The sequence below is a fragment of the Pleomorphomonas koreensis DSM 23070 genome (assembly GCF_000425185.1).
GTDB classification, from domain to species: Bacteria; Pseudomonadota; Alphaproteobacteria; order Rhizobiales; family Pleomorphomonadaceae; genus Pleomorphomonas; species Pleomorphomonas koreensis.
This window is the reverse complement of record NZ_AULH01000009.1, coordinates 73,695-99,685: the sequence shown is the minus strand read 5'-3', so window position 1 is coordinate 99,685 and position 25,991 is coordinate 73,695. Positions and strand designations below refer to the sequence as shown.

29 protein-coding genes are annotated in these 25,991 nt (G+C 69.0%); 17 read left to right on the top strand and 12 right to left on the bottom strand.

What is annotated here, in order from left to right:
- Positions 1–49 precede the first annotated feature (49 nt).
- The 3 genes from H512_RS0108630 to H512_RS0108620 are packed head-to-tail and all read left to right on the top strand — an operon-like array spanning position 50 to position 2,439.
- Positions 50–505 carry a hypothetical protein gene (locus H512_RS0108630; protein WP_026783112.1) on the top strand — a complete coding sequence of 152 codons (456 nt, stop codon included), beginning with the start codon at positions 50–52 and terminating at the stop codon, positions 503–505.
- A gap of 3 nt (positions 506–508) precedes the next feature.
- Positions 509–1,195: an ABC transporter ATP-binding protein gene (locus H512_RS0108625; RefSeq protein ID WP_026783111.1), complete on the top strand. Its 687-nt coding sequence runs from the start codon at positions 509–511 to the stop codon at positions 1,193–1,195.
- Positions 1,192–2,439 (top strand): ABC transporter permease, encoded by a 1,248-nt coding sequence (locus H512_RS0108620; protein WP_026783110.1) that lies wholly within the window; start codon positions 1,192–1,194, stop codon positions 2,437–2,439. The genes H512_RS0108625 and H512_RS0108620 overlap by 4 nt, the downstream gene beginning before the upstream one ends.
- Here H512_RS0108620 and H512_RS0108615 read toward each other — a convergent pair.
- On the bottom strand, positions 2,429–3,373 hold the full coding sequence (locus tag H512_RS0108615) for an MDR/zinc-dependent alcohol dehydrogenase-like family protein (RefSeq protein WP_026783109.1): 945 nt from the start codon (positions 3,371–3,373) through the stop codon (positions 2,429–2,431). The two genes, H512_RS0108620 and H512_RS0108615, sit on opposite strands and share 11 nt — an antisense overlap.
- Positions 3,374–3,399: 26 nt before the next feature.
- A complete protein-coding gene (locus tag H512_RS25705; protein WP_169507140.1) occupies positions 3,400–3,900 on the bottom strand; it encodes a DUF4405 domain-containing protein in 501 nt (166 codons plus the stop codon).
- A 103-nt stretch (positions 3,901–4,003) separates the two neighbouring features.
- Between H512_RS25705 and H512_RS0108605 the strand changes: the two genes are divergently transcribed.
- Entirely contained in the window at positions 4,004–4,456 is a 453-nt protein-coding gene (locus tag H512_RS0108605; protein ID WP_245585375.1) for a MarR family winged helix-turn-helix transcriptional regulator, read from the top strand.
- 18 nt (positions 4,457–4,474) lie between these two features.
- Here the strand turns inward: H512_RS0108605 and H512_RS23200 are convergent, their stop codons facing one another.
- Together H512_RS23200 and H512_RS0108595 are read right to left on the bottom strand one after the other, a co-directional pair.
- Positions 4,475–5,398 (bottom strand): LysR substrate-binding domain-containing protein, encoded by a 924-nt coding sequence (locus tag H512_RS23200; protein WP_053239692.1) that lies wholly within the window; start codon positions 5,396–5,398, stop codon positions 4,475–4,477.
- A 229-nt stretch (positions 5,399–5,627) separates the two neighbouring features.
- Complete coding sequence (locus H512_RS0108595) at positions 5,628–7,013, bottom strand: L-serine ammonia-lyase (RefSeq protein WP_036790846.1); 1,386 nt, start codon at positions 7,011–7,013, stop codon at positions 5,628–5,630.
- 247 nt (positions 7,014–7,260) lie between these two features.
- Here H512_RS0108595 and H512_RS0108590 point away from each other — a divergent pair, with 247 nt between their 5' ends.
- The 4 genes from H512_RS0108590 (at position 7,261) to H512_RS0108575 (ending at position 10,426) form a co-directional block, all read left to right on the top strand.
- Positions 7,261–8,670: a cryptochrome/photolyase family protein gene (locus tag H512_RS0108590; RefSeq protein WP_026783106.1), complete on the top strand. Its 1,410-nt coding sequence runs from the start codon at positions 7,261–7,263 to the stop codon at positions 8,668–8,670.
- 79 nt (positions 8,671–8,749) lie between these two features.
- Complete coding sequence (gene rnd / locus H512_RS0108585) at positions 8,750–9,898, top strand: ribonuclease D (RefSeq protein ID WP_026783105.1); 1,149 nt, start codon at positions 8,750–8,752, stop codon at positions 9,896–9,898.
- A 79-nt stretch (positions 9,899–9,977) separates the two neighbouring features.
- On the top strand, positions 9,978–10,226 hold the full coding sequence (locus tag H512_RS0108580; protein WP_026783104.1) for a DUF1902 domain-containing protein: 249 nt from the start codon (positions 9,978–9,980) through the stop codon (positions 10,224–10,226).
- 2 nt (positions 10,227–10,228) lie between these two features.
- Positions 10,229–10,426: a type II toxin-antitoxin system HicA family toxin gene (locus H512_RS0108575; RefSeq protein ID WP_026783103.1), complete on the top strand. Its 198-nt coding sequence runs from the start codon at positions 10,229–10,231 to the stop codon at positions 10,424–10,426.
- Between the two features lie 27 nt (positions 10,427–10,453).
- On the opposite strand, the gene H512_RS0108570 is transcribed toward H512_RS0108575, so the two are convergent.
- From H512_RS0108570 to H512_RS0108550, 5 genes are all read right to left on the bottom strand, one after another.
- The gene (locus H512_RS0108570) at positions 10,454–11,944 is read right to left on the bottom strand and encodes a Ppx/GppA phosphatase family protein (protein ID WP_026783102.1); all 1,491 of its coding nucleotides are present in this window, start codon (positions 11,942–11,944) and stop codon (positions 10,454–10,456) included.
- A 13-nt stretch (positions 11,945–11,957) separates the two neighbouring features.
- On the bottom strand, positions 11,958–14,165 hold the full coding sequence (locus tag H512_RS0108565; protein ID WP_026783101.1) for an RNA degradosome polyphosphate kinase: 2,208 nt from the start codon (positions 14,163–14,165) through the stop codon (positions 11,958–11,960).
- A gap of 164 nt (positions 14,166–14,329) precedes the next feature.
- Complete coding sequence (locus H512_RS0108560) at positions 14,330–15,013, bottom strand: HdaA/DnaA family protein (protein WP_026783100.1); 684 nt, start codon at positions 15,011–15,013, stop codon at positions 14,330–14,332.
- Positions 15,010–16,131: an AI-2E family transporter gene (locus H512_RS23195; protein ID WP_053239691.1), complete on the bottom strand. Its 1,122-nt coding sequence runs from the start codon at positions 16,129–16,131 to the stop codon at positions 15,010–15,012. Before H512_RS23195 ends, H512_RS0108560 begins: the two co-directional genes overlap by 4 nt.
- A gap of 9 nt (positions 16,132–16,140) precedes the next feature.
- The gene (locus H512_RS0108550; protein ID WP_342663953.1) at positions 16,141–16,704 is read right to left on the bottom strand and encodes a CDP-alcohol phosphatidyltransferase family protein; all 564 of its coding nucleotides are present in this window, start codon (positions 16,702–16,704) and stop codon (positions 16,141–16,143) included.
- A gap of 152 nt (positions 16,705–16,856) precedes the next feature.
- On the opposite strand from H512_RS0108550, the gene purM reads away from it, so the two are divergent.
- Entirely contained in the window at positions 16,857–17,921 is a 1,065-nt protein-coding gene (gene purM, locus H512_RS0108545) for a phosphoribosylformylglycinamidine cyclo-ligase (RefSeq protein WP_036790771.1), read from the top strand.
- Positions 17,922–17,935: 14 nt separating this feature from the next.
- Positions 17,936–18,586: a phosphoribosylglycinamide formyltransferase gene (gene purN, locus H512_RS0108540; protein WP_026783097.1), complete on the top strand. Its 651-nt coding sequence runs from the start codon at positions 17,936–17,938 to the stop codon at positions 18,584–18,586.
- 4 nt (positions 18,587–18,590) lie between these two features.
- Here purN and H512_RS0108535 read toward each other — a convergent pair whose 3' ends face one another.
- Complete coding sequence (locus H512_RS0108535; protein WP_026783096.1) at positions 18,591–19,361, bottom strand: SOS response-associated peptidase; 771 nt, start codon at positions 19,359–19,361, stop codon at positions 18,591–18,593.
- A gap of 172 nt (positions 19,362–19,533) precedes the next feature.
- Between H512_RS0108535 and H512_RS0108530 the strand changes: the two genes are divergently transcribed.
- The 5 genes from H512_RS0108530 (at position 19,534) to H512_RS0108510 (ending at position 22,120) form a co-directional block, all read left to right on the top strand.
- Positions 19,534–20,028 carry a hypothetical protein gene (locus tag H512_RS0108530; RefSeq protein ID WP_026783095.1) on the top strand — a complete coding sequence of 165 codons (495 nt, stop codon included), beginning with the start codon at positions 19,534–19,536 and terminating at the stop codon, positions 20,026–20,028.
- Positions 20,029–20,032: 4 nt separating this feature from the next.
- Positions 20,033–20,461, top strand: a complete 429-nt coding sequence (locus H512_RS0108525) for an NUDIX hydrolase (RefSeq protein ID WP_026783094.1) — start codon at positions 20,033–20,035, stop codon at positions 20,459–20,461.
- 75 nt (positions 20,462–20,536) lie between these two features.
- Entirely contained in the window at positions 20,537–20,935 is a 399-nt protein-coding gene (locus H512_RS23190; RefSeq protein ID WP_053239690.1) for a TIGR02301 family protein, read from the top strand.
- A gap of 159 nt (positions 20,936–21,094) precedes the next feature.
- Positions 21,095–21,364, top strand: coding sequence for a hypothetical protein (locus tag H512_RS0108515; RefSeq protein ID WP_026783093.1), 270 nt, complete (start codon positions 21,095–21,097; stop codon positions 21,362–21,364).
- A gap of 84 nt (positions 21,365–21,448) precedes the next feature.
- Positions 21,449–22,120, top strand: coding sequence for a hypothetical protein (locus tag H512_RS0108510; protein ID WP_026783092.1), 672 nt, complete (start codon positions 21,449–21,451; stop codon positions 22,118–22,120).
- Here the strand turns inward: H512_RS0108510 and H512_RS0108505 are convergent.
- Positions 22,104–23,531, bottom strand: a complete 1,428-nt coding sequence (locus H512_RS0108505) for an FAD-binding oxidoreductase (RefSeq protein ID WP_026783091.1) — start codon at positions 23,529–23,531, stop codon at positions 22,104–22,106. The genes H512_RS0108510 and H512_RS0108505 overlap by 17 nt on opposite strands.
- A gap of 161 nt (positions 23,532–23,692) precedes the next feature.
- On the opposite strand from H512_RS0108505, the gene fabI reads away from it, so the two are divergent.
- Both fabI and H512_RS0108495 read left to right on the top strand, forming a co-directional pair.
- Positions 23,693–24,511: an enoyl-ACP reductase FabI gene (fabI, locus tag H512_RS0108500; protein ID WP_026783090.1), complete on the top strand. Its 819-nt coding sequence runs from the start codon at positions 23,693–23,695 to the stop codon at positions 24,509–24,511.
- A 238-nt stretch (positions 24,512–24,749) separates the two neighbouring features.
- A complete protein-coding gene (locus H512_RS0108495; RefSeq protein WP_036790769.1) occupies positions 24,750–25,187 on the top strand; it encodes a glyoxalase superfamily protein in 438 nt (145 codons plus the stop codon).
- Between the two features lie 2 nt (positions 25,188–25,189).
- Here H512_RS0108495 and trpC read toward each other — a convergent pair whose 3' ends face one another.
- Positions 25,190–25,984: an indole-3-glycerol phosphate synthase TrpC gene (gene trpC, locus H512_RS0108490; protein ID WP_026783088.1), complete on the bottom strand. Its 795-nt coding sequence runs from the start codon at positions 25,982–25,984 to the stop codon at positions 25,190–25,192.
- Positions 25,985–25,991 lie beyond the last annotated feature (7 nt).

Genomic DNA, 25,991 nt, shown 5'->3' with positions numbered 1-25,991 from the left:
CCGGGCGACCGTCCGGCCCCGTATTCTTTTCCATAGCGCGGAGACCGCCATGGCCGGATCGTCTTTCGCGGGGATCAGCCGCCGGGCGCTGCTCGCCGGGCTCGCTGGCCTCTCCTTCGCCGGCGTCGCCCGGGCCGGCGACAGCCTGACCTTCGACGAACTCTACGGCAAGGTCAGCGTGCTCGGCCTCGCCTTCTCGGACAAGACCAAGGCGCTCGACGGCAAGTCGGTGTCGATGCGCGGCTTCATGGCGCCGCCGCTGAAAGCGGAAGCCAAGTTCTTCGTGCTGACCGAAATCCCCATGGCGCTCTGCCCGTTCTGCTCGTCGGATGCCGACTGGCCGAGCAACATCGTTGTCGTCTACATCGACGAGAAGACCACCTTCGTGCCGCCGTCGCGGCTGATCGAGGTGACCGGCACGCTGGAGGTCGGCTCCTGGACCGACCCCGAGACCGGCTTCGTCAGCCTGCTGCGCCTCGTCCATGCCTCCTTCGAGACGGTGTGACCCATGCTGCCGCTCGCCCTTTCCGACGTCGCCATCTCCTTTCCCGGCCTTGCCGAACCGGTGCTCGCCATCGACGCGCTAAGCATTCCGGCCGGCGGCCGTCTCGCCGTCACCGGCGCCTCCGGCTCGGGCAAGAGCACCTTCGTCAACCTGATCTCCGGCCTGACGCGGCCCGACCGCGGCACGATCGCCTGGCGGGACACCGACATCGCCACGCTCTCCGAAAGCGGCCGCGACCGCTGGCGGGCGGCGAACGTCGGCCTCGTCATGCAGGAATTCCACCTGTTCCCCGGCCTTGCCGCCATCGACAACGTGCTGCTGCCGGCCCGCCTCGCCCATGCCGCCACCGCCGAGGTGAAGACCCGCGCGCTCGACCTGCTGGCGCGCGTCGGCCTCTCGCGGCCCGGACAGTCCGTTGAGACCATGTCGCGCGGCGAGATGCAGCGCGTCGCCGTGGCGCGCGCCCTGCTCCGCCGGCCCGGCGTGATCATCGCCGACGAGCCGACCGCCAGCCTCGACGCCGAGGCCGGCGCCGAGGTCGGCCGGCTGCTGATCGAGCTTGCCGACCAGGAAGGCGCGACGCTGATCGTCGTCAGCCACGACGAGCGGCTGACCGAACGGCTCGGCCGCCGCATCCGCCTCGCCGCCGGCCGCGTGGTTTCCGACACCGCCCTGGAGGCCGCCCGATGATCCGCTTCGTTCTCGCCGACCTCCGGCGCCTCTGGGCGGCCTCGCTGGTCATCGTGCTGCTGGTGGCGCTCGCCACCGCCCTCGGCGTCGCCGTCACCTTGCAGGAGCGCGCGCTGCGGCTCGGCTCGGCGCGGGCCGCCGACAAATTCGACCTGATCGTCGGCGCGCCGGGCTCGGAGACGCAGCTCGTGCTGTCCTCAGTGTTCCTGCAACCGGCGGCGCTGCCGTTGATGTCCGGCGACGTACTGACCAGGCTCACCGCCGACCGGCGCGTCGCCTGGGCGGCGCCGATCGGCTTTGGTGACAACTTCTCCGGCTATCCGATCGTCGGCACCACCACGGCGCTGGTGAAGGGCACCACCACAGGCTTCACGGGCGGCCGCATGTTCGCGCTGGAAGGCGAGGCGGTGGTGGGGTCAGGCGTCGATCTCGCCATCGGCGCCGAGGTGAAGCCGATGCATGGCGCCGCTGGCGAAGGTGGCGAAACGCATGCCGACAGCGCCTATACCGTGGTCGGCAAGCTCCAGCCGACCGGCACCGCCTGGGACCGGGCGATCCTCGTTCCCATCCAGGCCGTCTGGCACATCCACGGCCTCGGAGAAGACCACCACGAGGACGAGGCGCATGAGGAAGCCGGCGGCGAGGAGCACCACCACGGCCATATCGACGCCGACGCGCCGCTCGTCGAGGATTTCAGCCACGACGTGCCCGGCCTGCCGGCCGTGCTGGTCAAGCCGAAGACCATCGCCGACGCCTATGCGCTGCGGCAGGCCTACCGCGCCGAGGGCGGCACCCGCGCGGTGTTCCCGGCCGAGGTGCTGACCTCGCTCTACGCGACGCTCGGCGACGCCCGTACCGTGCTGATGTACGTCGCCTACGGGGCGCAGGCGCTGGTCGCCGCCGCGCTGATGCTGATCGCCGTCATCCATGTCGCCCAGCGGCGGCGGCAGATCGGCGCGCTCCGGGCCTTCGGCGCGCCCCGCCTCGCCGTGTTCGGCATCGTCTGGCTGGAGCTGCTGCTACTGGTCGGCATCGGCGTCGGCGCCGGCTTCGCCGTCGGCTACGGCGCGGCGGAATTCCTGGCCGGCCTGTTCACCGCCCAGAGCGGCGTGCGGCTGCCGGTGGAATTCAGCCACTCCGACGCCCTGATGGCGGCGGCCTTCCTCGCCGTCGCCGCGCTGATGGCGGCGCTGCCGGCCGCCCTCGCCTATCGGCAGTCGCCGGTCGAGGCGCTCAGGGCGTGAAGACGAGGCGCCGGCCGTCGTCCGGTCCGGTCCAGGCTCGCTCGACGTCGGCGAGCGGCACGGCCCGCGCGGCGGTGGTCAGCCCGGCCGGGACGGCGGCCCGCAACAGGGCGCCGGTCGCCGCCATCAGCCGGTCGAGCGGGATCGATCCGATGCCGCTGCCTATCAGTTCGATGGCCGAGGCGCGCAGCACGGCGCCCGGAAGGGCGATGCTGTCGCCGCTCGCCGAACCGATCTCGACGAAGCGCAGCGGCACGGCGTCGCGGCCGGCCTTGGCGGCGGCAATCAACAGCCGCTCTGCGCTCGTCCCCCAGAGATAGTCGAGCACGACGTCGACGCCCTCGGCGAAGGCGTCCATGAACTGCCGGTCCAGCGCCTCGGCGTCGCCGCCGAGGACGATCGTCGCGTCGGCGCCGACCGAGGCCAGTGCGACGGCGTTGCGGCCGGTGGCGATCACTCGTCCCGCGCCGAGATGGCGGGCGATGCTCACCGCCAGGCGGCCGGAGGCGCCGGTGGCGCCGTTGACCAGCACCGTCTCGCCGGGCCGGAGCTTGGCCCGCTCGGTCAGCGCCGCCCAGGACGACAGGCCGGGATTGGCGATCGCCGCCGCCGTCACGTCGTCGAGGTCGTCCGGCAGGTCGACACAGCGGTCCACCGGCACCAGCGTCTGCTCGGCCAGCGCGCCGTGCGGCGCCTCGGGCAACGCGAAATAGACACGGTGGCCATCGTCGGCGAGACCGACGCCGTCGATGCCCGGCACGAAGGGAAAGGCGGCCGAGGCGCTGTAGTGGCGGCCAGCGGCGCGGGCGCGGGTGATCGGGCTGAGCGCCGCGGCGGTGACGGTAACGCGGGCGAGCGCTTCAGTCGGCCGCGGCTCGGCGAAATAGCCGTAGACGGGGGTGGCGCCGGCGGCGCTGACGATGGCGGCTTTCATGATGGCATCTCCCGTGGATGCGAGGGTCAGTCGAGGAAGAAGACGATGGCGAGCAGACGGTTCTCGTCGACGCCGCTTCTGAGCGCGATGTCGCGGATGCTGTCGCCGCCGCCCGCGGCGATGCCCCGGCCGGCGAGACGGTCGATCACCGCTTCCGGAGCGTTGCGGGTCACCGCCGCCAGCGCGGCGACCGGCGCATCCACCAGCGCCAGTTCGATCGGCCGCTTGATCTGCGGGCCGGTGACCATCCCCCAAGAGAACAGCGCGGCGATCGTCACCGCCGCGAAGATGGCAACGCTCGCCTTGCCCCAGGCGGATTTCAGATGATGGCGGAACGGCCGGAAGTTCAGGGCGACGTGGGCGCCGGCGCCGATCAGGAATGCCCAGGAGAACCACTGGTGGACCACGACGGTCAGCCCACTGTCGATCTCGAAGAACATCAGGATGCCGGTCGCCGCCATCAGCAGAAAGGCGCCGATGACCAGCGGCGTCGCCCAGCGGCGCAACGGAATTGTCGGGACCGGCATGGCGGCATTCCTTTCGTCGTCAGATGCGTGTATAATGCGCATATATCCGAGGCAACGGGGGCGGTCAAGAAAAAGCGTGCGAAATACACCTGATTCAGGGCAGATGCGTCGGCTGCACGACGCGCTGCTCACCATCGTCAGCGTCATGAACCGGCCGCAGCGCGACGAGATGCTGATCCGCGAGGCCGGTATCCCGCTCGACCGGGCGCTGTTCCCGCTGCTGGTCGGCATCGAGCGCCTGGGGCCGATCGGCGTCGTCGAGCTGGCCGACCGGGCCGGCCGCGACCACACCACCGTCAGCCGGCAGGTGGCCAAGCTCGAAAGCCTCGGCCTGGTGGCGCGGCGGGAGAGCGCCGCCGACCGGCGGGTGCGCGAGGCGGTGGCGACCGACAAGGGCAAGGCGACCGTGGCGCTGGTCGACGCGGCGCGCGAGCGGCTCGGCCGCGCCGTGTTCGAGAGCTGGGACGCCGAGGAGTTCGATACGCTCGTCCGCCTGATGGGCAAGCTGGCCGACGCGCTTGCCGGCGAGCCATTCCCTCCCGCGCCAGCGCCCTGACCACCTCGCCTTTTGCCTTCAGGCGCCGGCGTGGGCTTCCCCGCGCGCCGCGCCGACGATCCAATCGCGAAGGCTGCGCGCCGCCGGGCTCTCAATCGACGCCCGTGGATAGATCAAGCTGTAGTTGAACGGCGCCGGCTGGCTCTCGATGAAGGCGCGGACCAGAGTACCGGCCCCGAGATCGGCGTCGACCAGCGAGTTGCGCACCAGTGCGAAGCCCTCGCCGCGCCGACAGGCGGCCAGCATGTCGGCGAAGGTCGGAAAGGATATGGCCGCCGCCAGTTGATCGGCAAAGCCGGCGGCGGCGCTCTCGGCGTCCACCTGCTCGAACCAGCGCTGCCAGTCGAGCGCTGTGTGGCGGACGCCGTCGTAGGTCAGACAGGGGGCCGCGAGAAAGGCTTGGCGCTTAGGCAGCCGTCCGGCCAGCGACGGCGCGCAGACCGCGAACTCGTCGTCGGCGGTCAGCGGTTCGGCGACGAGGCCGACAGTGCCACCGCCCAGCCGGATGGCCAGATCGGCACGTCCAGCCGTGAAATCCGGTGTCTGGTAGCCAACCGACAGCGCCAGTTCGACGTCGGGAAAGCGCCTGACGAAGTCGGCCAGCCGCGGCGCCAGCCACTGGCTGGAGAATTCCGGCGTCACCGACAGCTCCACCCTGTTGCGGCCGGCATCGGCGCGGGCGGTCCGCAAGGCCTCCTCGAGGCGAAGCAACGCTTCCGCCACCGATGGATAGAGCCGCGCGCCCTTCGGGGTCAGACGGGCGCCTAAGCGGCCGCGCTCGAACAGCGCGCCGCCGATCCAGCCTTCCAGTTGAGCGATCTGATGGCTGACGGCCGTCTGCGTCGATCCCAGTCGCTCGGCGGCACGGCCGAAGCCGCCCACTTCGGCGATGGCACAGAAAGCCTTCAGTGCAGCAATCGACGGCAGCGGTCGCCTATCCATGAAACTCCTTCATGTGATGATTGGAGATGTTTCATTTCATCCCGCCTGCATAGCACGACAAATTTGCGACCGGCAATGAAGCCGACCGGAGTTTCCATCATGCTTGCTCATGTCATCTGCTGGCTGCGGGCAAGGTATCGCCGACGAGCCCGAGGGCGTGGTGATATCAAGGCGCTGAGCGCCCATCTCCGGCGGGACATCGGCTTCGACGACGGACGCCCGGCCGACGTCAGCAGGCCGTGACGTTGACCGCGAGGCCGCCGAGCGAGGTTTCCTTGTATTTGCTCTGCATGTCGAGGCCGGTCTGGCGCATGGTCTCGATAGCCGCGTCGAGACTGACGACATGGCGGCCGTCGCCGGCCAGCGCCAGCGAGGCGGCATTGATCGCCTTGACGGCGCCGAAGGCATTGCGCTCGATGCAAGGGATCTGCACCAGGCCGCCGACCGGGTCGCAGGTCATGCCGAGGTGATGCTCGATGGCGATCTCGGCGGCGTTCTCCACCTGGGCCGGGCTGCCGCCCAGCGCCGCGCAGAGGCCGGCGGCCGCCATGGCCGCCGCCGAGCCCACCTCGCCCTGGCAGCCAACCTCGGCGCCGGAGATCGAGGCGTTGCGCTTGATGAGGCCGCCGATGGCCGCCGCCGTCAGCAGGAACTGGCGGATCCCGTCCTGTTCGCCGCCGCAGAAGTCGCGATAGTAGCGCAGCACGGCCGGCACCACGCCGGCGGCGCCGTTGGTCGGCGCGGTGACGACGCGGCCGCCGGCGGCGTTCTCCTCGTTGACGGCGATGGCGAAGGAGGAGACGCAGTCCATCACCGCCATCGGCGAGCGGTCGTTGCCGGCCTCGCGCTCGCGGCCCCGCTCGTAGAGCCGCCGCGCCCGCCGGCGCACGCCGAGGCCGCCGTCCAGCTCGCCGTCCTGGGAAAGGCCGCGGTCGATGCAGGCGAACATCGCTTCGGAGATGCGATCGACAGACGCCTGGCAGTCCTCGCCCGGCCGGCGTGCCCGCTCGTTGTCGAGGGCGATGTCGGCGATGGTCCGGCCGGTGGCGGCCGTCAGGGCCAGCAGCTCGGCGGCCGTGCCGTAGCGCCAGGGTAGCGGTGCGCCGCTGCCGCCGCCGTCCGTCTCGCCGTCGCGCAACACGAAGCCACCGCCGATCGAATACCAGACCTCGGACAGCAGCTCCGCGCCGGCCGCGTCATGAGCGGCAAAGCACATGGCGTTGGGATGTCGCTCGAAGGTGGCGACGCAGTCGAAGATGACGTCGCGGTCGGCATCGAAGGAAATGTCGCGGCCGTCCGGCAGCGTCAGGCGCCGGCCGGCGAGGATGCCGGCCATCGCCGCGCCGGCAAGGTCAGGGTCGATGTCGTCGGGCCGGAAGCCGGCGAGGCCGAGGATCAGCGCCTTGTCGGTGGCGTGGCCCTTGCCGGTCCAGGCGAGCGAACCGTAGGCGGTGGCGGTGAGGCGGGTGACCTCGGCCAGCCTCGGCCCGAGATGCTGCAGGAAGGCGAAGGCGGCGCGCATCGGCCCAACGGTATGCGAGGACGACGGCCCGATGCCGATCTTGAACAGTTCGTCGAAGGCGGCCGGCGGACGGTCATCGGCGGCGGCCGGCACGATGTCGGATGCGGAGAGCAAGGCCGGCGGTCCCCTCGGAAAAGCACCTTGTGATACCAACTCGCGAAGATGCCGACGCATCCGCTCGTTGAGAAACTCACGAATTTCTTATCTGCATCAGTGGCATGAGAAATTCGTGACAGGAATATCACGAGTCATTTCCCATGCCTCCTGATAGGATGCCCTGATAGTCCACGCCATATGGGGCGGTTTGCGGCCAACTGGCAAGAGCGACGGAAGGGGCGGCATGACGGATACGGAAAGCGGCGCGCCCGATATCGTCTGGTTCCGCGACGACCTGCGCCTTGCCGATCATCCGGCGCTCGACGCGGCCATCGCCTCGGGCCGGCCGCTTGTCTGCCTGTTCGTGCTGGAGGACGGCACCGAACGGCGCCCCTTCGGCGCCGCCGCCCGCTGGTGGCTCGACAACAGCCTTGCCGCCCTCGACGCCGACCTCCGGCGGCTGGGCGGCCGGCTGATCCTGAGGCGCGGCGACCCGCGCCACCAGTTGCCGGAGATCGCCGCCAGCCTCGGCGCCGCCGGCCTGCACTTCAACCGCCGCTACGATCGCGCCGGGGCCGACATCGACGACGCCGTGGCGGCGGAGCTGCGACGGCAAGGCGTCGCGGTCACCGGCCATCCCGGCTGGCTGCTGTTCGAGCCGGGCGCCATCCGGACCAAGACCGGCGGGCCGTTCCGCGTGTTCACGCCGTTCTGGAAGGCACACCGGCCGCACCTCGTCCCGCGCGCCGCGCTGCGGCACCGGCCGATGACCGCCGCCTTCTTCGGTGGCGACATCGCTTCCGAACCGCTCGCCGCGCTCGACCTGCGTCCCCGGCATCCCGACTGGTCGGGGGGCCTCGCGGCAAGCTGGACGCCCGGCGAAGCCGGTGCCAAGGCGCGGCTCCTCGCCTTTCTCGACAACGGCCTTCCCCGCTACGCCGCCGAACGCGACCATCCGGCTGTCGGCGCCACATCCCGCCTGTCGCCGCACCTTCGTTTCGGCGAGATCGCCGTAGCGCGCGTCGTCCACGAGGTGATGAAGGCGGCATCCAGCGAGGCGGCCGAGAAGTTCCTGGCGGAAATCGGCTGGCGGGAGTTCGCCTGGCACCTCCTCGCCGGCTTTCCCGATCTGGCGTCGGCCAATTTCCAGACCGGCTTCGACCGCTTTCCCTGGCGGACCGACGAAGCCGCCTTCGCCGCCTGGACGGCCGGCCGCACCGGCTACCCGATCGTCGACGCAGGAATGCGCGAACTCTGGCAGACCGGCGTCATGCACAACCGCGCCCGCATGGTCGCTGCCTCGTTCCTCGTCAAGCATCTGATGATCGACTGGCGGCGGGGCAAGCAATGGTTCTGGGATACGCTGGTCGACGCCGACTTCGCCTCCAACCCGTTCGGCTGGCAGTGGGTGGCCGGTACCGGCGCCGACGCCGCGCCCTATTTCCGTATCTTCAACCCGGTGGCGCAGGGCGAGAAGTTCGACGCGGACGGCGCCTATGTTCGCCGCTACGTGCCGGAAATCGCCGGTTTGCCGGATCGCTTCATCCATCGGCCATGGGACGCGCCGTCGCCGCCGGCCGGCTATCCGCCGCCGATCGTCGAGCATGACGCGGCGCGCCGGCGGGCGCTGGCCGCCTTCGCGGAGCGGCGCTAAATCGGTTGTCCGGGATCGGTTGCAATTCGTAACGTCCGGCGCGCGACAAAGCGCTTTTCCTGCGCTATAGACGATTTCCATGTCGATGATCACCACCAGTTCCGCGCTCGCTGACGCCTGCGCCCATCTCGCCCGTTTCGACTTCGTCACCGTCGATACCGAATTCCTCCGCGAAAGCACCTTCTGGCCGAAGCTGTGCGTCGTGCAGCTCGCCAGTCCCGAACAGGTGTTCGTGGTCGACGCGCTGGCGCCCGGCCTCGATCTGACGCCCTTCTTCGCGCTGATGCGCGATCCCAAGGTGCTGAAGGTGTTCCACGCGGCGCGGCAGGACATCGAAATCGTCTGGCATCTCGGCGGCTTCGTGCCGGAGCCGCTGTTCGACACGCAGGTGGCGGCGATGGTCTGCGGCTTCGGCGATTCCATCTCCTACGACCAGCTGGTGGCGCGGGTGACCGGCGTGGTGCTCGACAAGTCGAACCGCTTCACCGACTGGTCACGCCGGCCGCTGACGCAGAGCCAGGTCGACTATGCCGAGGCCGACGTCACCCATCTCCGCGACGTCTATCGCCATCTCCGCGACAGCCTCGCCAAGGCCGGCCGAGCCGACTGGGTCGACGAGGAGATGCGCGTACTGACCTCTATCGACACCTATCGCACCGACCCCGAGGAGGCATGGCAGCGGCTGAAGATGCGCGTCAAGAAGCCGCGCGAGCTGATCATCCTGAAGGAGGTGGCCGCCTGGCGCGAACGCGAGGCGCAGGGCCGCGACGTGCCGCGCTCGCGCGTCATCAAGGACGACTGCATCTACGAGGTCGCCACGCAGGCGCCGACCACGCCGGAGGCGCTCGGCCAGTTGCGCACCATCCCCAAGGGCTGGGAGCGCTCGCGCTCGGGCGAGGAGATCCTCGCCGCCGTCCGCCGCGCCCTCGACACGCCCAAGGAGGAGTGGCCGAAGCTGCCGCGCCACCGCCAGCTGCCCGAGGGCACCGGCGCCGCCATCGACCTGATGAAGGTGCTCCTGAAGCTGGTGTCCGAGGCCGAGGGCGTCGCCGCCAAGGTGATCGCCACCACCGACGACCTCGAGGACATCGCCGTCTCCGACGACGCCGACGTGCCGGCGATGCGCGGCTGGCGGCGAGAGATGTTCGGCGAACAGGCCCTCAAGCTGAAGCGCGGCCAGCTCGCCATCACCTTCGACGGCAAGAAGATCATCGCCATCGAGCGGTGAGGCGGTTTCAGCCCTTGTTGGGCAAGGCCACCGGATCTGCTATTCTGACAAGCGAAGCCTTCCGGCCCGGAGAACACCCATGGCAAAGCTGACCGTCACGGCCGAATGGGACGACGAGGCGAAGGTTTGGGTTGCCACCAGCGACGATGTGCCCGGCCTCGTCACCGAGGCGTCGACGCTTGACGCCCTTACCGGCCGCATCCGCGCTGTGGTGCCGGAGCTGCTGGCCGAGAACGCGCATCTGCTGGCCGGCGACATCCGCAAGGCCGACAACGTTGATCTCTGCGTCGTGTCGCGCCTGTCGCTCGGCGGCAGGACCGCTGCCTGACCATGGTCCGCGGCTTCTATGCGGAGATCGTCGAAACCCTGAAGACGGCCGGCTGCACCTTCAAACGGGCAGGCAAGGGCGATCACGAAATCTGGTTCAGCCCCATCACCAACCAAACCTTCACCGTGGACCGCTCCTGCATGTCCCGCCACACGGCCAATGCCATCATGAAGCAGGCGGGCCTCGTCAAAAAGTTCTGAGCGACCCGCCTAGCTTTTATAGGCTCCCTACCCCGCCACCCGGATGACGCCGTCCTTGAAGCCGCCGATCTTGGCGAGCTGCACGACGCGCTTGGCGAGGCGTTCGCCGGCGAGGTCGGCGAGATCGGCCGGCAGCTCAAGGACCAGGCGATCGCCGTCGATGGAAAGAGCGGTGCGCGGCAGCACATCAGGCATCGAAGCGGTGACCAGATAGGCGACGCGCAGCACGGCGCCCAGCGTCCGCGCCCGCTCCTTGAGACGGGTCGACGCCAGTTCGCGGATGCGCGGACTGACCGCGTCGTCGACGAGGCCGACATGGCGGTAGAAGACGGCGAGCGCCAGATAGGCGCGGCCGGGATGATCGATGCCGACGAAGGAGGCGTTGGACAGGATGCCGAGGCTCTGCTCGCCGCGATAGTCGGGATGGGCGCGCCAGCCGATATCGGAAACGAGGCAGGCCGCCGCCCGGTAACGCTTCTCGTCGGCGGTCTCGTCGATGCCGAGCAGCGCGAAGGCGGCTTCCGACCAGGAGACCAGTTCCTTGGCGTGGCGCGGCGAGCGCGAGCGCACCCAGTTGAGTTCCGAGGTGGCCTCGATCAGCGGATCCTTGGCCTGCTCCTCGGCCGTCAGGCGCTCGAAGAGATAGCCTTCGCGCACGCCGAGCGCGGAGATCACCACATGCGAGGGACGGATGGCCCGGATCACCTGTTCCAGCACCAGCGCGCCGTAGGGCAGCAGCACCCGGCGGGGCCGCGACACCACCTCGATCTGGTCGATGGTCTCGGGGTCGCGCCGCGCCACGATGCGGGCGAACTCCAGCGCCTCCTCCGCCTTGATGGCGTAGTTGTGCATGACGTGCAGCGGATAGCCGGTCTCGTACATGTGCAGGAGGGCGAGCGAGCGCCAGGTGCCGCCCACCGCAAAGAACGGCAGACCGGTGCAGGGCATCTGCACGATGGCCGGTTCGAGGGCGTCGGCGACGATCTTCTCGGCCTTGCGGATCGAGCCTTCCGAGGCTTCCCACAAGCGAATGCCGCCGAGCGGATAGGTGCGGCCGACGCCGACGGCGCCATTCTCGATGCGGACCAGTTCCAGACTGCCGCCGCCGAGGTCGCCGACGATGCCTTCCGGCCTGTTGATGCCGGACATGACGCCGAGGGCGGAGAGGCGTGCTTCGTCGGCGCCCGACAGCAGGTTGACCTTGACGCCGCAGATCTCCTCGACGGCCTTCAGGAACTCCGGGCCGTTTTCCGCGTCGCGCGAGGCGGCGGTGGCGAGGATATAGGTCTCCACCGACCCGCTCTGCTCGGCCAGGAGCTTGAAGCGGCGGATGGCGGCGAGCGCCTGATCCACCGAGGCGGCGTTCATCCGCCCGGTGGCCGCCAGCCCCTTGCCGAGCCCGGCCAGGATCTTTTCGTTGAACAGCATGGTCGGCGCCCGCGACAGGCGCTCGTAGATGACGATGCGGACGGAGTTGGAGCCGATGTCGATCACCGATACCGGACCGTGGCCGGGCAACCGGCCGGGAGCCTCACATCGGCAGGTGCTTTTGGTGCCGTCCGGCAATAGACTTGGGTGCGTCTTTTTCAAGCGAGTGTCCACGTCCCGATAGAGATGGATGGGTCATGAAATACCGGTGCGTATTGAAGGGCTCCTCGCCCGGCGCCGGCACAATGCGTTCGTGACTGCCGTCTGACAGGAGACGCCAGCTCTGCTGGTTGTCGCGAAGGTTGGCGACCATGATCTGGTCGAGAACCTGGGCGTGCACGGTTTCGGTGGTCAGCGGCACCAGCACCTCGACGCGGCGGTCGAGATTGCGCGGCATCATGTCCGCCGAGCCGATGTAGACCGTGGCGCGCGGGTTGGGCAGCGCCTGGCCGCTGCCGAAACAGAAGATGCGGCTGTGCTCCAGGAAGCGGCCGACGATGGACTTGACGCGGATGTTGTCGGAGAAGCCGGGGATCTGCGGCCTCAGGCAGCAGATGCCGCGCACCACGATGTCGATGGAGACGCCGGCCTGGCTCGCCTCGTAGAGCGCGTCGATGATGTCGGCGTCGACCAGCGAGTTCATCTTCATCCAGATCTGGCCCGGCCGGCCGGCCCGGACGTGCTCGATCTCGCGGCCGATGCAGTCGATGATCGTCTTGCGCAGCGTCAGCGGACTCATCGCCAGCGCGTTCAGCGACTGCGGCTCGGCATAGCCGGTGATGAAGTTGAAGATGCGCGCCACGTCCTGGGCGATGATCCGGTTGGCGGTGAAATAGCTGAGGTCGGTGTAGATCTTGGCGGTGATCGGGTGGTAGTTGCCGGTGCCGAGGTGGCAGTAGGAGGTGAGCTGCTGTCCCTCGCGGCGCACCACCAGCGACATCTTGGCGTGGGTCTTCAGCTCGAAGAAGCCGAACACCACCTGCACGCCGGCCCGTTCGAGGTCGCGCGCCCAGCGGATGTTGGCCTCCTCGTCGAAGCGGGCCTTCAGCTCGACCAGCGCCGTCACCGACTTGCCGGCGTCGGCCGCCTCGATCAGCGCGCGGACGATCGGGCTGTCGTTGGAGGTGCGGTAGAGCGTCTGCTTGATGGCGACGACGTCGGGGTCGGCGGCCGCCTGACGCAGGAACTGCACCACCACGTCGAAGGACTCGTAGGGGTGGTGGACGATCAGGTCCTTCTGGCGGATGGCGGCGAAGGCGTCGCCGGCATGCTCGCGGATGCGCTCGGGATAGCGCGGCGCGTAGGGCTCGAACTTGAGGTCGGGCCGGTCGAGGCCGACGAGCTGGCTGAGATCGTTGATGGCCAGCATCTCGTCGAGGAGCTGCACCTCGTCGGGCATGCAGCCGACCGCCTCGGTGACCAGCTGGCGCAGCGCCAGCGGCGTCGAGCGCTCGAACTCGGCGCGGATGACCAGCCCCTTGCGGCGGCGCTTCAGCGCCGTCTCGAACAGGCGGACCAGATCCTCGGCCTCTTCCTCAACTTCGAGGTCGCTGTCGCGCAGGATGCGGAAGCTGCCCTGGCCGCGCACCGTGTAGCCGGGGAACAGGCGGCCGATGAACATCGTCACCACCTGTTCCAGCAGGATGAAGCGCATCGGGCCGGAATGGGCGCCGTCGTCGGGCAGGCGGACGAAGCGGTCGATCTTGGCGGCCATGCGGATCAGCGCCACCATGCTCTCATTGCCGCGCACGCGCACCAGGTCGAGGACGATCGAGAAGCCGAGGTTGGGAATGAACGGGAAGGGATGGGCCGGATCGACGGCCAGCGGCGTCAGCACCGGGAAGATCGACGACAGGAAATAGTCTTCGAGCCACACCTCGTCGTCGGCGGTCAGCCTGTCTGGATTGACGATGATGATGCCGGCCTTGTCGATCTCGGTGCGCAGCTCGCGCCAGCGGGCCTGCTGGGCATCGGCCAGCCGGGCGGCGGCGGCCGAGATCACCGTCATCTGCTCGGCCGGCGTCAGGCCGTCGTCGGAACGGGTGGTGACCCGCTCGCGCACCTGACCCTTGATGCCGGCGAAGCGCACCATGAAGAATTCGTCGAGGTTGTTGGCGGAAATCGACAGGAAGCGCAGCCGCTCCAGCAGCGGATGGGCGGGGTTCTCCGATTCTTCCAGCACGCGGCGATTGAAGCCGAGCCAGGAGATTTCGCGATTGATGAACCGCTCGGGCGATTCCATGGTCAGCGCCGGCGCAGAGCCGGTTTCGGCCTCGATCGTCTCGCTCACGGCTGCATCCGACTCGCTCATTTCCACGACCCTCGCGCAGGCGGGGCTGGCGCCCGTTCCCCCAAACGGACCGGCCGCCGACCCCAGTCTAGCTTACGGCCCAAATCCATGCACCAGCTATGTGACAGTTTGTCTACGGCGCCGTCGTGCGATCACAATTCCTTCGACGGCTGGGGATTTTCCGATCAGCTCTCCGTCTCGGGCGACAGCACCTCGGCGGCGATCGCCCTGGTGATACGGCGGCCGCGGGCCAGCGACTCGCGGTCGAGAGCTTCCACCAGAGTGCAGGCGGCGGCGAACGACCGCTCCATGCGGACGAGGATATAGTCGAGCACGCCAGCGTCGATGGCCAGCTGGCGGTCGGCGATCAGCTTGACCATCACCTGTTCCAGAAGCGCGTCGTCGGGCGGCCCGAGGAAGGCCGGCTGGGCGGCCCTGAGACGCGACATCAGGTCGGGCAGCGTCAGCCCCCAGGCGGCGGGCACGGCATGGGCGGTGATCAGCATCGAGGCGCCGCGGCCGCGCACCGCGTTGAACAGATGGAACAGCGCCTTCTCGTCGAGGGCGGGATCGTCGGCGTCCTCGACGGCGACGGCGCCGGTGGCGACGAGCGCCGTCGGGTCGGCGGTGGCGAGATCGGCGGCGGCGACGACAGCGGCGCGGCTCCGGCCCGCCCAGATGTTGACGAGATGCGTCTTGCCCGAGCCGTTCGGCCCGATCAGCAGCACCACCGAGGCCGGCCAGTCGGGCCAGGCGTCGATGAAGGCGGCCGCCTCGCGGTTGCCCTCGCCGACCAGAAAGTCCTCGCGGCTCATCGACGCCTGGTGCGGCATGGCGAGCGGCAGCTGGCGCGGCTTCGACCGGCTCATGGCGCGGCATCCTCGCGCGGCGGGGCGATCCGGTCGATCGGCGACGACGCGGCGATCTCGGGATCGAGACTGTAGAAGGGGCTTGCCCGGTATTGGGCGAAGGCGAAGCGGACCAGCACGGCCACCGACGCCGCCGCCGGCACGGCCACCAGCAGGCCGACGAAGCCGAACAGCGTGCCGAAGGCGAACAGCGCGAACATCAGCCAGACCGGATGCAGGCCGACCGACGAGCCGATCAGCTTGGGCTGGAGGATGTTGCCCTCGATGAACTGGCCAACCGCGAAGATCCCGACGATGACGGAGATCCACGTCCAGTCCGGCCAGAACTGGTAGAGCGCCACGCCGATGGCGAGGCCGCCGCCGACGATCGAGCCGAGATAGGGGATGAAGCTGATCAGTCCGGCGACGAGGCCGATCAGCAGGCCGAAGGACAGGCCGGCCAGCGACAGCGACACGGCGTAGAACAGGCCGAGCAGCGCCGACACCGACACCTGGCCGCGCACGAAGTTGGCGACGTTGGTGTTCATCTCGCTGGCCAGCGCCCGGATGGTCTCGCGATGATGACGCGGCAGGTTGTCGTCGATGGTTTTGACCATGCGGTCCCAGTCGAGCAGCATGTAGAAGGCGACCACCGGCGTCACCACCAGGAGCGAGATCACCGAGATCAACGTCTGGCCGCCGTTCCACACCGAGGACAGCAGCGTCGTCACGATGGCCGAGCTGTCGCTGAACAGCGCGCCGAGCGAGCCGCGGATGTCGGTGGCCGAGATGCGCAGGGCCTTGAAGACGCGCGTACCCGCCTCGTGGCTCAGCCAGCGCTGGGCGGCGTCGAGATAGGTCGGCATGTTGGCGATCAGGCCCTGCAACTGGCTGCCGAGCACCGGCACGATGATCATCAGCGCCAGCAGCGCCAGCAGAATGAACAGCACGAGGATCACCGCCGTCGCCACCGCCCGCGACAGGCCGAGCCGTTCGAGACGATCGGCGACCGGATCGAGCAGATAGGCGAGCGCCATGCCGGCGACGAAGGGCAGCAGGATCGACGAGAAGACGTAGAGCAGCAGGCCGAAGGCGAGGGCTGCCCCAGTCCAGAAGAGAACCGTGTTCCTGAGCTTCACGCGCCGCCCTCACCCTTGCATGAACGCCAGCCAGCTTTTGACGTAGGCGGCGGCGGAGACCAGGGTCAAGGCCGCCACCACCCAGACCATGATATCCACAAGCGGCCCGAACTGCCATGCGAGGCCGAGGACGGCGAGCAGCAGCGCGGCATAGACGATCTGCGCCGCCGTGTTGGCCTTGGAGATCATCAGCGGCACGATCGGCACCGGCCTAGACGCCAGCCAGGACAGGATGACGCCGCCGACGATCAGCACGTCGCGGCTGACCACCAGCACGGCGAGCCACATCGGCGCATGGCCGGTGGCGGCCAGCACCACGAAGATCGAGACGAGCAGCGCCTTGTCGGCCACCGGGTCGAGCAGGCGGCCAAGCTCGCTCGCCTGCCCCGGCACGTGGCGGGCGATGGCGCCGTCGACGCCGTCGGAGATGCCGGCGATCACGAACACGGCGAAGGCCCAGCCGAAGTCGCCGTCGAGCAGCAGCAGGATGATCACCGGAACGGCGATCAGGCGAGCCAGCGTGATGAGATTGGGTATGGTCAAGGTCAGCCCCGGCTGAAAGTCCTGCTTCATTTGAGCATCGCGACAGCGCTTTCCAAGACCGACCTCCGGCCAAGCCGCCGCTTTGCCGGCGCCGGAGGCGGGAAAATCACAGTTTGGACTTGTCATTTGCCTCTGTTTCGGCTTCTTGCCGGATATCCATCGAACCGGAGGCGCGCGGCTCCATGAACGGCAGGAACGGGCTCACCTATCGCGACGCGGGCGTCGACATCGACGCCGGCAACGCCCTCGTCGACCGCATCAAGCCGCTGGTCAAGGCGACGCGGCGGGTGGGCGCCGACGCCGAGATCGGCGGCTTCGGCGGCCTGTTCGACCTCGCCGCCTGCAAGTTCCGCGATCCCGTGCTGGTGGCCGCCAACGACGGCGTCGGCACCAAGCTGGCGGTCGCCATCGAGGCGGGCATCCACGGCTTCGTCGGCATCGACCTCGTGGCGATGAGCGTCAACGACCTCGTCGTCCAGGGTGCCGAACCCTTGTTCTTCCTCGACTATTTCGCCACCGGCCGCCTGTCCGTCGACACCGCCGCCGAGGTGGTGGCCGGCATCGCCGAGGGCTGCAAGACGGCCGGCTGCGCGCTGATCGGCGGCGAGACGGCCGAGATGCCCGGCATGTACAAGGACGGCGACTACGATCTGGCCGGCTTCGCGGTCGGCGCCGTGGAGCGCGACGGCGTGCTGCCGCGCGACACGGTCCAGGCGGGCGACGTCATCCTCGGCATCGCCTCGTCGGGCGTCCATTCCAACGGCTTCTCGCTGGTCCGCAAGATCGTCGAACGGTCGGGCCTTTCCTACGCTGATCCGTCGCCGTTCTCGGCCGGCGAAACGCTCGGCGCGGCGCTGACCGTGCCGACCCGCATCTACGTCAAGTCCGTGCTCGCCGCCCAGCGCGAGACCGGCGCCATCAAGGCGCTCGCCCATATCACCGGCGGCGGCTTCGTCGACAACATCCCGCGCGTGCTGCCGGCTGGCGTCTCGGCCCGCATCGACCTTTCGGCCGTCGCGGTGCCCAAGGTGTTCGGCTGGCTGGCCGAGGTCGGCGGCCTCGATCAGGCCGAGCTGGTGCGCACCTTCAACTGCGGCATCGGCATGATCGCCGTGGTGGCGCCGGACGACGCCGAGCGCGTCGCCGCCGCGCTGACGGCAGCCGGCGAAAGCGTCGTCCGCTTCGGCGAGATGGTCGCCGATCCCGAGGGGCCGCGCACGCTGTTCGAGGGCGAGCTGGCGATTTGAGGGCGATGAGCGGCATGGGCAAGCTTCAGGTCGGCATTCTGATTTCCGGGCGTGGCTCCAACATGGCGGCGCTGGTCGAGGCGGCGCGGGATCCGGCCTTTCCGGCCGAAATCCGCTGCGTGCTCTCCAACCGGCCCGATGCCGGCGGCCTCGATTTTGCCCGTGAACGCGGCATTCCGGCCGTCACCGTCGACCACAAGGCGCATGCCTCCAAGGCGGAATTCGAGGCGGCGGTGACCGACGCCCTCATCGCCCGCGGCGTCGACTTCGTCTGCCTCGCCGGCTTCATGCGCATCGTCTCGCCGGCCTTCATCGAGCGCTGGCACGACCGGCTGATCAACATCCATCCGTCGCTGCTGCCGGCCTATCGCGGCCTCCACACTCACGAGCGGGCGCTCGCCGACGGCGTCAAGCTGACCGGCTGCACGGTGCATTTCGTGCGGCCGGAGATGGACGTCGGGCCGATCGTCGCCCAGGCGGCCGTGCCGGTGGTGGCCGGCGACACGCCGGACAGCCTCGCCGCCCGCGTGCTGACCGCCGAGCACCGCCTCTATCCCCTCGCCCTCAGGCTGATCGCCGAGGGCAAGGCGAAGGTGGTCGGCGAGAGCGTCGAGATTGCATCCGACGCCGTCGACGAGACGGCGCGGCTGTTCTCGGCGGCCTGATCCCTCAGAACAGGCTGCCCTGGGCCGGCGGTTCGTCGTCAGGGTCCGGCTTCGTTTCATTCGGCGCGGCGTCGGCGACCAGCGGCTCGGCCAGCGGGGCGATCAGCTCCTCGCCGTCGCTCCCGACGCTGTTGACGCGCTCGCTGACCGGGATCGCCTCCAGGAGATCGTCGGGGGCGGGCCGCAGCAGGTGAGCGACGTCCTGCGGCCGGCGGCTGCCGCAGTCGAGCCATTCGTCCCAGTCTTTCGGATCGAGGATCACCGGCATGCGGTCGTGCAGCGAAGCCATCAGCCGGTTGGCCGAGGTGGTCATGATGGCGCCGCTGTCGATCTCGCTGCCCTCGGCGCCGAGCCAGGTTTCCGAGAGGCCGGCGAAGGCCATCAGCGAGCCATCGCGCGGGCGGATGTAATAGGGCATCCTGGAGGCGCCCATCTTCCGCCACTCGTAGAAGCCGGAGGCGGGAACGAGCGAGCGGCGGTGGCGCATGGCGTTGCGGAAGGACGGCTTGTCGGCCGCCGTCTCGGCGCGGGCGTTGAACAGCAGCGACTGCGTCTTCGCCTCCTTGGCCCATGAAGGAATCAGGCCCCAGCGCACCAGACGGACGTGCCTGACGCCGTCGAGCCCGGCATCGATCACGGCGATCGGCTGGGTCGGCGCGATGTTGTAGCGGTGGCCGGCGTCGAGAAGACGCGCCGGATACTCCGGATCCACGCGGTATCCGAACAGGTTCTGCATCGCCCTCAGCGAGGGAACCAGCACAAAGCGGCCGCACATCCGATATCGACTCCGAGCAACCTGCGGGAACGACAGTCTTAGCCGTTTTGCCCATGGGGAAACAAATGCCGGCGTAAGCTATTTGGCAACCTTGACCGCTGTATGTTTCCCACCAACGCATTTTTTCGGCGCGGGGGACGAATTGGGGGCCACGGCGGGCACGGAGGAACTCGTGAGACCGGAGACCCGTTTCTCTCCGGACCGCCTCGTTGCCGCCAACATCCACCCCGACACCGGCCTCGCCACCGATTACCTCAACCATTTCAACGAAGTGGTGATGCTGATCGACATGCTGCCAATGATGCCGGACTGCGCGCCCGACGTCGTCGCCTGGCAGCCGCGCTCCTACGTCGAGCATTTCCGCCGGTCGCACTTCAAGGAACGCGACCTCGCCATCGCCGCCTACGAGGTCTCGGACCCGGAACGGCGGCGGGTGTTCGACGACACCGTCGCCCGGCTCGACGCCACCATGGCCGACCTGCAACGGATGATCATCGACGCGCCGATGGACACGCTGCCCATCGAGCAGTTGACCGACCTCTCGGAAATGCGCCTCAAGCCGCTGCTCGCCCATGCCATGGGCCTGATCAACGGCGCGCCGGTGAGGACTATGGTCACCGAGGACACCGGCGACGCCCAGTCGGCCGTCGACGCGCTGTTCGGCTGACGCCGTGCCCTCCCCCGATCCCCGACCCCGCATCGGCGTCAGCGTCGGCGTCTGGCGCGGCGACGAGGTGCTGATCGTCGAGCGTTCCGGCGACCCGTTCGGACGGGTGTGGAGCTTTCCCGGCGGCCATCTCGAATGGGGCGAATCCCTGGACGCCGCCGCCCGCCGCGAGGTGATGGAGGAGACCGGGCTCGAAATCGCGATCGCCGGCGCGCCGCTGGTGCACGAGGTGATTCTGGCCGGAGACGACGGCGCCACGGTGCGCCATTACGTGTTGATCGTCTTCGCGGCAACGGCGGCGGCCGGCGCCGAGCCCGTAGCCGCCTCGGACGCCGTCTCCGCCCGCTTCATCCGGCCGGAACAGATCGCCGATTTCCCGGTCACGCCGGGGCTGGCCGACTTCATCGCCCGTACGCGGGCAACTGTCGGCTGAGGCGCCATCCTTGCTCCGGCCGTACGGACGGTCCAGAATGCGGCCATCGGCAGCGGCGACCGAAAGGGGGCATACGTGCTGAAGATTCTGGCCGTGCTCGCGGCGCTGTCGGCGGCGACGCCGCTTCTTGCCGCCGATGCGCCGCCGCCCTATCAGGCCGACCTCACGCGCCTTTCGGAAGTGCTCGGCGCGGCCGCCTATCTCGACAGCCTGTGCGGCGGCCCGGCCGCCGCCGAATGGCGCGGCAAGATGGCCGCCCTGATCGACGCCCAAGGCCTCGACGGACCGGCCCGCCGCCCCTATGTCGAGGCCTTCAACCGCGGCCAGCGCACCTTCGCCATCGCCCATCGGCGCTGCACGCCGGCGGCGCGCGCCGTGCTCCAGCGCTATTTCGCCGAGGGTGCGCAACTCTCCGATCGCATCGTCCAGCGCTTCGGCCGGGCCGGAGATTCGGCCGCCACGCCCTCCCGCTGACGGTTACCGGCCCGTTAACCGCGTTTGTTCAAACTCGTTAACGGTCTTTAACGGATGGCGTTGCGTCTTGGTCCGATGATGGTAGTGTGGCCGCCGTCGATGATGTGGATCGGCGGCGCCTCGGGTGCCCGTCGATTCCCGAGGGGACGGATGGGGCCGATGTCGGATATGCGGGACGAACTGCTGGAGCCTGTCGAGGCTGCGGTGGGTGACAACTTCAAGCATCGGGCCATGACTCACATGGAGCGCGCCTTCGACGATGCCGACGACGACGGCATTCCCGTCGACGCGGTCGCCCATGCCGCGCTGTTCGCCGCCTTGACCACGCTCGTCGAATGCTTCGGCGAAGAGAGCGTCGCCCGCCTCGTCTCCGAATTGCCCGAGAAGATCTCGTCGGGCGGCTACACGCTGCTGCGCACCTTGCAGTAAGGCGGGGGCAGTAAGGCGGGGGCAGCAAGGCGGGGGCAGCAAGGCGGCTCGGTCCGCCGCGCGGGGCCGGGGGAAGACATGCGGATGTCGATCGGAGCGCTTCTGTTCGCCGCGGCGATCGCGGCGGGCCTGTCGTGCGCCGTGCCGCCCGCCCTCGCCTTTGGAACGCAATCGCCGGTGGACGCCGGACGACCATCGGGCAGCAGTGGCTTCGGCTTCAGCATTCCCGTCAACGAGGGTGGCTTCGGCACCGCTCTGCCCGACCAGCCGCCCGAGCAACCGGCCGCGCCTCTTCCCGAGGTGCATTACGATCTCTCGACGCTGCCGTCGGCCGTCGCCGCCATGCGCGACAGGATCGTCGCCGCCGCCCGCTCGGGCGACGAGGCCGAGATGCGGCGGGTGATCGGCCTGTCCAGCCCGCCGCCCACCTTCTCGTCCACCGGCGAAGGCGATCCGGTCGACGTCCTGAAGGCAGCCTCGGGCGATGACGCCGGCCTCGAGATACTGGCCATCCTGCTCGACGTGCTCGACGCCGGCTGGGTGGTGAAGAACGAGGGCACGCCGCAGGCCCGCTATGTCTGGCCCTATTTCGCCGAACTGCCGCCCGATGCGCTCGACCGCCGCCAGTTGATCGAGGCCTATCGCGTGCTGACCGCCGGCGACTTCGACGAGATGCGGGCGGTCGGCTCCTACGAGTTCTACCGGCTGGAGATCGCCGCCGACGGCCGCTGGCTGATGTTCATGTCCGGCGAATGATCCTGTCGGGGTTGAGGATGCCCTCGGGGTCGAGCGCCGCCTTCAGACGGGCCATCAGCTCCAAGTCGAGCGCCGGCTTCGTCGTTTCGAGGAGGTCGACCTTCAGCCGGCCGACGCCGTGCTCGGCGGCCACCGAGCCGTCGTATTTGGCCACCACGGCGTGGACGACGGCGTTCATCTCCTCCCAGCGATCGAGGAAACCCTGACGGTCGGCGCCCTCCGGCTGGCTGACGTTGAAGTGGATGTTGCCGTCGCCCATGTGGCCGAACGGCACCGGCCGGCAGCCGGGAAAGGCGGCGGTCACAGCGGCCATCGCCTCACCCAGGAAGGCCGGCAGGTCGCCGATCGGCACGGAGACGTCGTGCTTGATGGAGCCGCCCTCCTGCTTCTGCACCTCGCTCATGCCGTGGCGGAGGCGCCAGAAGTCCTGGACCTGGGCGAGCGACTGCGCCACCGCCGCGTCGCCAGCCTCGCCGGCCGCCATCGCCCCGTCCAGGATATCGACGAGCGTCGCCTCGGCCTCGGCATCCGAGCGGCTGGAACTCACCTCGATCAGCACGTACCAGGGCGCCGTCGCCGTCGGCAGGCGGGCGCCCGGCAGATGTCGCAGGGCGAACTCCATGGCGAGGCCCGACATCAATTCGAAACCGGTGAGGCCGAAGCCGGCCGCCCCCTGAGCGCGCGCCAGCAGATCGAGCGCCGCCGCCGCCGAGGCGACCGCGACGAAGCCGGCGGCGAGGCCGCGCGGCCGGTGATAGAGCTTCAGCGCCGCTGCCGTGACGACGCCCAGCGTGCCCTCCGAGCCGATAAACAATTGTTTCAGATCATAACCGGCATTGTCCTTGCCGAGCCGGCGGAGGCCGTTCCAGACGCGGCCGTCGGCCAGCACCACTTCGAGGCCCAGCACCAGGTTGCGGGCGTTGCCATAGGCCAGCACGGCGGTGCCGCCGGCGTTGGTGGCGATGTTGCCGCCGATCTGGCAGGAGCCGAGCGAGGCGAGCGTCAGCGGGAACAGGCGATCCGCCGCCTCGGCCGCCGCCTGCACCGTGGCGAGCGGCGCGCCGGCCTCGACGACCATGCTGTTGCCGAGCGGATCGATGGACCGCACCCTGTCAAGCCGTTCGAGGGAAACGACGATTTCGCCCCGTCCCGGCCCCGGAATCTGGCCGCCGACCAGGCCGGTGTTGCCGCCCTGCGGCACGATTGCCGTCTTCGTCTCGTGGGCGAGACGCAGGATGGCGGCGACTTCCACCGTGTCGGCTGGCTTCAGAACGAGCGGCGTTTCGCCGCGATAGAGGTCGCGCCACTCGATGAGATAGCGCGCCTGATCGGCCGGCTCGACGAGGGCATGGCCGGGCGAGACGAGGTCGGCAAAGCGGCGGACGAGGTCAGGTGCAAGTTGGGCGTTCATGCGGTGGAACGTATCGCCGCGGCCGGCCGCCGTCGAGAGCCGGCAACGGGGAACCGCGGTCACGGCGGGCGTACCGGCGGCGCCGCCCCGCGACTTGCTATTGTCACAATCCTTGTGTCATACGAGCACGACATCCGGATTTGATTAGGCGGGGTTATAAAATGGCAGGTGCTGTTGGGCTGATGGCGGGCAAGCGTGGCCTGATCATGGGGCTGGCCAATAACCGTTCCATCGCCTGGGGAATTGCCAAGTCGCTGCACGCCGCCGGCGCCGAAATCGCCCTGACCTATCAGGGCGACGCGCTCAGAAAGCGCGTCGAGCCGCTGGCCGCCGAACTCGACGGGCTGGTGGTCGGCCATTGCGACGTGGCCGAGGCCGATACCATCGACGCCGTGTTCGCGACGCTCGCCGAGAAGTGGGGCAAGATCGACTTCCTGGTGCACGCCATCGGCTTTTCCGACAAGGACGAGCTGACCGGCCGCTACGTCGACACCACCGAAGCCAACTTCCAGAAGACCATGCTGATCTCGGTCTATTCCTTCACGGCCGTCGCCCGCCGTGCCGAGAAGCTGATGGCCGACGGCGGCTCTATGCTGACGCTGACCTATTACGGCGCCGAGAAGGTGATGCCCAACTACAACGTCATGGGCGTTGCCAAGGCGGCGCTGGAGGCGTCGGTCAAGTATCTCGCCGTCGATCTCGGGCCGCAGAACATCCGCGTCAACGCCGTCTCGGCCGGCCCGATCAAGACGCTGGCCGCCTCCGGCATCGGCGACTTCCGCTACATCCTGAAGTGGAACGAATACAACGCGCCGCTGCGCCGCACCGTCACCATCGAGGAGGTGGGCGACAGCTCGCTCTACCTCCTGTCCGACCTCGGCCGCGCCGTCACCGGCGAGGTGCTGCACGTCGACAGCGGCTATCATACGGTCGGCATGAAGGCGGTGGACGCGCCGGACATCTCGGTCGTCAAGGACTGACGGCGGATTGCAATCCAGCATCGCGGGGCCGGGCCGAAAGCCCGGCCTTTTTGCGTCCGCCTTGACAACGCCGCTTCCCGCCCCTAGATGACCGGCCACGGGTGAGGGACCCCGGCCGCTCGCAGGCTGACGCCATGGTGAAGTTCCCGTCGATCGCTTCCGTACCAAGGCATCGAGACCTCTCGGCAATGCGGGCACCCTGTTCACGGTCGTTTCCGATGCCATACGGAGAACGGTCATGTCATCCCGACTGCCATCGCTCGACGAGATGAAAGCCCAGGCTCGTCGCCTCAGAACATCGCTGGCCGAAGCCGGCAGCGAGGTCAGCCACTCGAAATCGCTGGAGCTGATCGCCCGCCAACACGGCTTTGCCGACTGGAACACGCTCTACGCCAAGGCCGGCAACGAGCCGCCGCGCCGCGCCTGGAATCCCGGCGACCGGGTGAAGGGCAGCTATCTCGGACAGGCCTTCGAGGGCACGGTGCTGGCGCTGAAGGCGGTCACCTCGATGCCGGGCTACGTCACCATCACCGTCGATTTCGACGAGCCGGTGGACGTGGTGGAGTTCGAGAGCTTCTCGGCCTTCCGCAAGCGCGTCACTGCCACCATCGACGAGACCGGCGTCAGCCCGTCGAAGACCTCGAACGGCCGGCCGCACATGGTGCTGGCCGACTGACCTCACCCCCTGGCGAGCAGCGCCGACGTCGCCGCGGCGACGTCGGCCTGCCGCATCAGGCTCTCGCCGATCAGGAAGGTGTTGGCGCCGGCCCGCGACAGGCGGGCGAGGTCGGCCGGCGTGAACAGGCCGGATTCGGCGACCAGGATGCGGTCATCAGGCACATCCCTGGCCAGTTCCTCGGTGGTCTCCAGCCGCGTCTCGAAGGTGCGGAGATTGCGGTTGTTGATGCCGAGAAGTGGTGATTTGAGCTTCAGCGCCCGTTCCAGCTCGGCGGCGTCATGGACCTCCAGCAGCACGTCCATGCCGAGCGCGACGGCGGTGTCCTCCAGCCGCTTTGCCGTGTCGTCGTCGACGGCGGCGAGGATGATCAGAATGCAATCGGCACCCCAGGCGCGCGCCTCGTGGACCTGGTAGGGCGAGAACAAAAAGTCCTTCCTGAGCGCCGGCAGCGCCGCCGCGGCGCGGGCGGCCCGGAGGTAGTCGGGGTGGCCCTGGAAGGACGGCGCGTCGGTCAGCACCGACAGGCAGGCCGCACCGCCCGCCTCGTAGGCGCGGGCCAGTTCGGGCGGATCGAAGTCCGGCCGGATCAACCCCTTTGACGGGCTGGCCTTCTTGATCTCGGCGATCAGCGCGTAGTCGCCGGCGGCGAGCTTTTTCTCGATGGCGGCGCGGAAGCCGCGCGGCGGCGGCTGGTCGGCGGCCATCGCCTTGATCTCGGCAAGCGGAATGGCCGCCTCGGCAGCGGCGATCTCCTGCCGCTTGTAGGTTTCGATGCGGGCGAGGATGTCGGCCACGGGCGGC

Excerpts from the sequence above, each read along its gene's own strand:
- H512_RS0108590 (WP_026783106.1), top strand. The coding sequence starts at position 7,261 with ATGACGGATACGGAAAGCGGCGCGCCCGATATCGTCTGGTTCCGCGAC.
- H512_RS0108560 (WP_026783100.1), bottom strand. The coding sequence starts at position 15,013 with ATGAGCCGGTCGAAGCCGCGCCAGCTGCCGCTCGCCATGCCGCACCAG.
- rnd (WP_026783105.1), top strand. The coding sequence starts at position 8,750 with ATGTCGATGATCACCACCAGTTCCGCGCTCGCTGACGCCTGCGCCCAT.
- H512_RS0108505 (WP_026783091.1), bottom strand. The coding sequence starts at position 23,531 with ATGAACGCCCAACTTGCACCTGACCTCGTCCGCCGCTTTGCCGACCTC.
- fabI (WP_026783090.1), top strand. The coding sequence starts at position 23,693 with ATGGCAGGTGCTGTTGGGCTGATGGCGGGCAAGCGTGGCCTGATCATG.
- purN (WP_026783097.1), top strand. The coding sequence starts at position 17,936 with ATGGGCAAGCTTCAGGTCGGCATTCTGATTTCCGGGCGTGGCTCCAAC.
- H512_RS0108515 (WP_026783093.1), top strand. The coding sequence starts at position 21,095 with ATGTCGGATATGCGGGACGAACTGCTGGAGCCTGTCGAGGCTGCGGTG.
- H512_RS0108535 (WP_026783096.1), bottom strand. The coding sequence starts at position 19,361 with ATGTGCGGCCGCTTTGTGCTGGTTCCCTCGCTGAGGGCGATGCAGAAC.
- H512_RS0108495 (WP_036790769.1), top strand. The coding sequence starts at position 24,750 with ATGTCATCCCGACTGCCATCGCTCGACGAGATGAAAGCCCAGGCTCGT.
- H512_RS0108620 (WP_026783110.1), top strand. The coding sequence starts at position 1,192 with ATGATCCGCTTCGTTCTCGCCGACCTCCGGCGCCTCTGGGCGGCCTCG.
- H512_RS0108565 (WP_026783101.1), bottom strand. The coding sequence starts at position 14,165 with ATGAGCGAGTCGGATGCAGCCGTGAGCGAGACGATCGAGGCCGAAACC.
- H512_RS0108625 (WP_026783111.1), top strand. The coding sequence starts at position 509 with ATGCTGCCGCTCGCCCTTTCCGACGTCGCCATCTCCTTTCCCGGCCTT.
- H512_RS23200 (WP_053239692.1), bottom strand. The coding sequence starts at position 5,398 with ATGGATAGGCGACCGCTGCCGTCGATTGCTGCACTGAAGGCTTTCTGT.
- purM (WP_036790771.1), top strand. The coding sequence starts at position 16,857 with ATGAACGGCAGGAACGGGCTCACCTATCGCGACGCGGGCGTCGACATC.
- H512_RS0108630 (WP_026783112.1), top strand. The coding sequence starts at position 50 with ATGGCCGGATCGTCTTTCGCGGGGATCAGCCGCCGGGCGCTGCTCGCC.
- H512_RS0108580 (WP_026783104.1), top strand. The coding sequence starts at position 9,978 with ATGGCAAAGCTGACCGTCACGGCCGAATGGGACGACGAGGCGAAGGTT.
- H512_RS0108605 (WP_245585375.1), top strand. The coding sequence starts at position 4,004 with ATGCGTCGGCTGCACGACGCGCTGCTCACCATCGTCAGCGTCATGAAC.
- H512_RS0108510 (WP_026783092.1), top strand. The coding sequence starts at position 21,449 with ATGTCGATCGGAGCGCTTCTGTTCGCCGCGGCGATCGCGGCGGGCCTG.
- H512_RS0108575 (WP_026783103.1), top strand. The coding sequence starts at position 10,229 with ATGGTCCGCGGCTTCTATGCGGAGATCGTCGAAACCCTGAAGACGGCC.
- H512_RS0108615 (WP_026783109.1), bottom strand. The coding sequence starts at position 3,373 with ATGAAAGCCGCCATCGTCAGCGCCGCCGGCGCCACCCCCGTCTACGGC.
- H512_RS0108550 (WP_342663953.1), bottom strand. The coding sequence starts at position 16,704 with ATGAAGCAGGACTTTCAGCCGGGGCTGACCTTGACCATACCCAATCTC.
- H512_RS25705 (WP_169507140.1), bottom strand. The coding sequence starts at position 3,900 with ATGCCGGTCCCGACAATTCCGTTGCGCCGCTGGGCGACGCCGCTGGTC.